The organism is uncultured Paraglaciecola sp. (assembly GCF_913058035.1).
GTDB lineage: Bacteria > Pseudomonadota > Gammaproteobacteria > Enterobacterales > Alteromonadaceae > Paraglaciecola.
The window spans coordinates 1-5,972 of the sequence record NZ_CAJXPA010000214.1 but is presented as its reverse complement, the minus strand read 5'-3'; the positions used below and the strand labels follow the sequence as shown (position 1 = coordinate 5,972).

The 5,972-nt window shown below is 37.2% G+C and carries 7 protein-coding genes and 1 pseudogene; 4 read left to right on the top strand and 4 right to left on the bottom strand.

The features are described 5' to 3' along the window. From QZ562_RS18675 to nadE, 3 genes and pseudogenes are all read right to left on the bottom strand, one after another. Positions 1 to 249: pseudogene (locus QZ562_RS18675) on the bottom strand (hypothetical protein); the annotation flags it as partial. Positions 250 to 469: 220 nt separating this feature from the next. Then, positions 470 to 808: a nitrogen regulatory protein P-II gene (gene glnB, locus QZ562_RS18670; RefSeq protein WP_293763566.1), complete on the bottom strand. Its 339-nt coding sequence runs from the start codon at positions 806 to 808 to the stop codon at positions 470 to 472. A 39-nt stretch (positions 809 to 847) separates the two neighbouring features. Beyond that, entirely contained in the window at positions 848 to 1,693 is an 846-nt protein-coding gene (gene nadE, locus QZ562_RS18665) for an ammonia-dependent NAD(+) synthetase (protein WP_293763563.1), read from the bottom strand. Positions 1,694 to 1,901: 208 nt separating this feature from the next. Here nadE and QZ562_RS18660 point away from each other — a divergent pair, with 208 nt between their 5' ends. The 4 genes from QZ562_RS18660 to glpQ all read left to right on the top strand — a co-directional run bounded on the left by QZ562_RS18660 (position 1,902) and on the right by glpQ (position 4,053). Continuing rightward, the gene (locus QZ562_RS18660) at positions 1,902 to 2,207 is read left to right on the top strand and encodes a prepilin-type N-terminal cleavage/methylation domain-containing protein (RefSeq protein ID WP_293763560.1); all 306 of its coding nucleotides are present in this window, start codon (positions 1,902 to 1,904) and stop codon (positions 2,205 to 2,207) included. Beyond that, on the top strand, positions 2,153 to 2,443 hold the full coding sequence (locus QZ562_RS18655; RefSeq protein ID WP_293763557.1) for a hypothetical protein: 291 nt from the start codon (positions 2,153 to 2,155) through the stop codon (positions 2,441 to 2,443). The genes QZ562_RS18660 and QZ562_RS18655 overlap by 55 nt, the downstream gene beginning before the upstream one ends. 239 nt (positions 2,444 to 2,682) lie before the next feature. Next, positions 2,683 to 3,066, top strand: coding sequence for a lactoylglutathione lyase (gene gloA, locus QZ562_RS18650; RefSeq protein ID WP_293763554.1), 384 nt, complete (start codon positions 2,683 to 2,685; stop codon positions 3,064 to 3,066). A gap of 9 nt (positions 3,067 to 3,075) precedes the next feature. After that, the gene (glpQ, locus tag QZ562_RS18645) at positions 3,076 to 4,053 is read left to right on the top strand and encodes a glycerophosphodiester phosphodiesterase (protein ID WP_293763551.1); all 978 of its coding nucleotides are present in this window, start codon (positions 3,076 to 3,078) and stop codon (positions 4,051 to 4,053) included. 624 nt (positions 4,054 to 4,677) lie between these two features. Here the strand turns inward: glpQ and QZ562_RS18640 are convergent. Continuing rightward, positions 4,678 to 5,529 carry a hypothetical protein gene (locus QZ562_RS18640; RefSeq protein WP_293763548.1) on the bottom strand — a complete coding sequence of 284 codons (852 nt, stop codon included), beginning with the start codon at positions 5,527 to 5,529 and terminating at the stop codon, positions 4,678 to 4,680. Between the last annotated feature and the right edge of the window lie 443 nt (positions 5,530 to 5,972).

Here is a 5,972-nt window from a genome sequence, read left to right as displayed (position 1 = left end):
AGCTTTATCTCCACCACATTTACCTTCGCCGCACTTTCCTTCTTTCATGGTTTTGACCGCTTTTTCAGCTTTATCTCCACCACATTTACCTTCGCCGCATTTGCCTTCTTTAGCACTTTGCATGTAACCAGAATCTAATGTGTTAACACTAAAAGGGCTAGTATTCGCTTGGACACTGATTGAAGCAAGTGAGCCAATGACAACTGCACCAAGTGCTCCAGCAATAGCCTTATTTTTGATTTTTTGCATAATTAGTTTTCCTTTTATATTAATAGTTAGTCAAAATACGATTGTTAAATACGGTTATAAAACACAGCTATAAATTAAATATAAAACATGTCTTTTAGGTTTCAAAATATTAGACCTAGGTGCACTAGATATTATTTCAGGTTTTTTATACCTATCTATTAGCACCTGCCGCTCAGTGATTCAACAAATTAACTATCGCAAAACATAAGGATGACTCGTATTAAACAGCGTCTTCATTTTCTTCGCCCGTGCGAATACGAATAACACGTTCTACTTCATAAACAAATATTTTACCATCACCTATTTTTCCAGTTTGCGCTGTTTTCATAATGGTTTCAATACAACGCTCAACTTGATCATCTGCAACTATCAACTCAACTTTTACCTTGGGCAAAAAATCAACATTATATTCAGCACCACGATACAATTCCGTATGCCCTTTTTGACGTCCAAAACCTTTTACCTCAGTAACAGTCATGCCATTAACGCCGACTTCTGACAAGGCCTCTCGAACGTCATCCATTTTAAAAGGTTTGATTACAGCTTCGATCTTTTTCATTTTATGTCCCAATTAGTGTGGTTTATTAACTTAAAATTATTAGTCGTATATGGTGGGTATAGGTATTCGTTTATGCTGTGTTTTTTCAAAAATAGCAACCAGCCTTTCAATAATATCATCTGCCACGAGTTTGCCTTCTAAAAAATCATCTATTTGTTCATAACTCATTCCTAATGCCTGCTCATCAGATTTTTGTGGCGCTAATGTTTCTAAATCGGCAGTGGGAGCTTTGTGAACAATATTTTGTGGTGCACCTAAAAACTCTGCAATTTGCCTTACTTGGCGTTTATTTAGACCAAATAAAGGTGCAAGGTCACATGCACCATCACCATACTTGGTGTAGAACCCAGTAATATTTTCTGCTGAATGATCTGTACCTAAAACTAAACCATCAAGTAAACCGGCAACTTGATACTGCGTTACCATCCGGGTACGTGCTTTGACGTTACCTTTGACAAAATCCTGTTTACTTGCGCTATCAGGTAATAAATTGGTGCTCTGCATAGCCATTCGAGTTTGTATATCAATCGCATCAACACCAGGCTGTACATTGACTGTCAAACTATGGCTTGGCTGAATGAAGTCGATTGAAGCTTGAGCGTCAATCTCGTCTGCTTGAATGTTGTACGGTAACCTTATCGCTATAAATTGATATTTATTTGTGTCCTGTAGGTTTGTCTGCCCTTGATTAAGTTGATTAACTGCAAGTTGGGCCAGCCTTCCCAATGTACACGAATCAACACCTCCACTTACACCCAAAACTAAAACTCTCATGCCACTTTTTATAAGCTGGGCTTTAATGAAATTAACTCGACGTTCAACTTCAAAATTAACATCAATTTTAGGTAGAACCCGCATTTCTTCTATCACAGTACTCTTTTGCATTTTTTACCTCAATGATGTTACACCCGTCAAAAATTTCGACTAGGATAGTGATTACCGTCGTTAACATTAACGAGCAGTGATAAATTTAAAGGCAACAGATTTAACCTTACCAACATGTGTATGTTAATTCTAACCTTTGGACACTATTTCATACCTTAAAAGTTCAAATATAGTTTATCTTTGGTACCTAAATAACGGAGTTAATAACGTGAAACAACAGAAAGGTGTGACACTGGTTGAGTTAATGATCACTGTTTCTATTGTCGCAATAATACTGGCATTTGTTGGCCCAAGCATTCAAGGCATTTTAATAAAAAATAGAATTGTGGCAGAAATCAACGAAACAAGCTCTTTGATCCAATATGAGAGGCACCATGCGATAGACGAACAAGCCCAAGTTGTGGTGTGCCCTTCCAAAGATTACTCTGTTTGTTCATCTGATTGGAATGACCCAAAATTGTGTTTATTAACGATGACAATAATGCCATTCGAGGTGTCACAGAAGAACTGTTAGTCATTACAGGCGCAACGTCTTCAACTAGTTTGATGACCAACTCAACTAATGACATTAAATTTTCCGGAACCGGTGCAGCAAATTTAGCAACTGAAATATTACCGTGTCATAAAGATGGCAAAGCAGAATACGCACGTTCATTATCTGTCTCCTTGCAAGGAAGGGTTAAAATGAGTGCTGATAGCGACAGAAATGGCGTAAACGAAAATTCTGCTGGTGCCGAACTTTTATGCTGAGAACGGCTGTGAATTAAGTCAAAGATAATTTATTAATAGTGACCATAATAAATTATAGCGAGGTTAAAAAAATAGAAATACCTACCATCTTTATTTAGGCCAACAGGCAATACCTAAGCAATAATATCTATAAAATAGTTTTCCGGTTGTCATATTATGTTCCTATTCTTACTCTACTATGCTCAGATGGAATCAAACAACATCGATTCCATTATTTCGTAATCATAAAAGGAATAAATATGCGGTTACTACATACCATGCTGCGAGTCGGCAATCTTCAAACCTCAATTGACTTTTACACCAACTTTATGGGTATGAAACTGCTTAGAAAAAGTGAAAACGAAGAGTATCAGTATACTTTAGCATTCATCGGTTATGGTGAAGAGTCACAGACTACTGTGCTTGAGCTAACCTATAATTGGGGTAAAACTCTGTACGATATGGGTGAAGCCTATGGTCATATTGCTATCGCAGTAGATGATATTTATGCCCTTTGTGCAGCAATTGAGCTGCAAGGTGGCGACGTGTATCGTAAACCTGGACCAGTAAAAGGTGGCAAAACGGTTATTGCTTTTGTGCGTGACCCAGATGGTTATGCTATCGAATTAATTGAAGGTAGATAAGCGAACATTATGAAATTATATCTTTTAGGACTATTAATATTGGCTTCTACCAGCCAAGTGATTACAGCTAAGCCTCTGGTGATTGCACACCGAGGTGCGTCAGGCTATTTACCTGAACATACGCTTCAATCTGTTGCCTTAGCTTATGCGCAAGGTGCTGACTTCATAGAGCAAGATTTAGTTGTAACTAAAGATTCAAAAATAATCGTTTTACATGATATTCACCTTGAAACAGTGACCAACGTAGAACAAGTATTCCCCAGCAGAAAACGTCCAGATGGACGTTATTATGCCTTAGATTTTACTCTGGCTGAATTAAAGACCCTTAATGTACATGAACGACAAGATGCACAAGGCAAGCAGGTATTCCCCAATCGTTATCAAGGAAAAGGTACCTTTCAGGTTGCCACTTTTGAAGAACAAATTGAATTGATCCAGCAACTCAATCGACAGTTAAATAAAACTACCGGTTTCTATCCAGAAATAAAATCACCTGCATGGCATAGAGAACAAGGCGTGGACATAAGCCAACTGGTTATGGCTGTTTTACGTAAACATCAGTTGGATGATGCAGATAAAGCCATATATGTGCAGTGTTTTGATTTTGCTGAGACTCAGCGATTACGAAATGATCTAGAGGTGAAAGTAAAACTAATACAGCTCATTGGCGAAAACGACTGGCAAGAGTCACCTACCGATTATGACTTTTTAAAAACCCCACTTGGTTTAGAGGCCATAGCTAAAATCGCCCAAGGCATCGGCCCTTGGATACCACAACTGATCGATCTTAAAACCATGCAACCTTCAGCTTTGGTCGAACAAGCACATTTAGCGGGTCTTCAAGTTCATCCTTACACTTTTCGAAAGGATGCATTGCCAGACAATATTAACCAAAAACAAACATTAAACATGTTGTTTAACGATCTACAAGTTGACGGTTTGTTTACTGACTTCACTGATACTGTGGTTGATTATCTGGCCAAATAATCAGCATTGATTGTCGCTAACTAAAAAAAGTCTTTGCCTTGTAGGGGCTTTTCCATAGACGTTGTTTTAATTTGTTCCTACAGGGATGAAAACTAGAATATAGGTAGACATGTGTTTTCAAATAAGAAGTATAAAAGTTAATTCTATACTTCATTAAATTTGATTGGGTTCTAAGATGTCGTCTAGGTCTATTACAATGAGTTATTTACTGAGGTCAAAATGGCCAATTAGCATACTTCGTCCGTTAATGATCACTGTCACTTTATGACGTCCGAAATGCAAAGCACGTGATCATTTTTAGATACATAAATTATAGGCGGCATAAATATAAAAGACGCTAAACTAATATTTTATCGTGTTCCACAAACGGATCCAAAGGCGCCAACAAAAGAGCTACAGCCTGTTTAATTTTGTCTGGGAGAATCTGTTTTAATGCGGTGGTAATTTTTCGAACTCGAACACTTAATTCAAAAACGTCATAACCTTGCTGAGCGCGATAGACAAAACTTCCAAATTCAGATGTAGGATGGACCTCACAAATCATCTTACTAATTTTTTTCAGACACATCTGTCGTGTATTGTTCTGTGAGTAATTCTACCAATTTATTCCCACTTAACGTCACACTAAAAGCTGTCGTTCAACACTTGTAACTTACTGTTATAACGTCTTTCATCTTTTGGGGTGTAGGCTAACTCAGCAGCTTTACGCATCGCCGACTTAGCTTTTGTGGCATTGCCTAATTTAAAATGAGTTTTTGCCTGACCATAAAAACTTTCGGGTAAGTAAGGTGCCATATCTGTAGTCTTTTGAAAAAGACGCAAGGCCAAGGTGTATTTTTTTTGTTCATATGCAAGGTTAGCAACGTCATACCACCGGTATGGATTGTCATCTTTAATATGCATATATTGATTTTCATACGACGTTGCTTCGTTATTTCTACCCGTATCTCGGAGTAAAATCACATAATTGCTTAAGACGCTTACAGAGCCTTTTGAATGCTGCAACACATATTTATACAGTGATTCAGCTAAAGCATGATTGCCTGACTTTTTATACAAAACAGCTAAAGTATTCAATGTTTCGATGTTGTTTGGTGACAACTGCATAGCAGCAGCTAACAGAGAGTAAGCATAGTCAAAATTCTCTTCAATTAGAGCCTTAGCAGCTAAGTTATGATAATACATAGATTCAAAATCAACGTTTTCAACAACCCCACCAATATGACTTCTAGAGGATGGGAAATAATCGATTATAACTTTTGAAAAGAAAAACGTTGACTTCCTATTATCGAGTTTAGCGGGAGCATATACATGGGTTTGTACATGCGAAGAAATAGTCATAATGTCATTTTCACGAGAATAGACAGGCTCAGAATTAACCTTACGATACTCAACTTTAAGACCAACTAAGGAAGCATAAGCTTTGGTTAAAATAGCAAGCGAGAGACAGTTGCCTGCATGTTTAGTAGAGGCCAAATCGGCATTGTAAGTGTCGCCCTTATAAGTAAAGCCGCTGAAAAAATGTTCTAAATAGTTATATAACCGCTTATGCCCATCGATAGTCTGAATTTGAGGATCGTTATTTTGAGGGTCGTTATAGAAAGATAAAAAATGCTGTTTACTGGCTTCATGAAGATAAAAAACATCTTAAACCTGAAAGACTTTAATTAAGGTATAAACATCACTTTGCCAATTCATATTAAGAGCAACAGAAATGGGCTTATTATCTGCAGATATTGATAAGTCATTTTGATTTGCACATCCCATCATCAATAATGGCAAGCATGACAAAAACACCGTTATAAATCGAAATATGCAATTCATCTCAGTCATTCATTGCTTACGCTAAAACGACACCTGAGTAAAAGGTATCGAGCTTAACGCAAGCTATCCATATAAATAATGACTTTGATTATTTG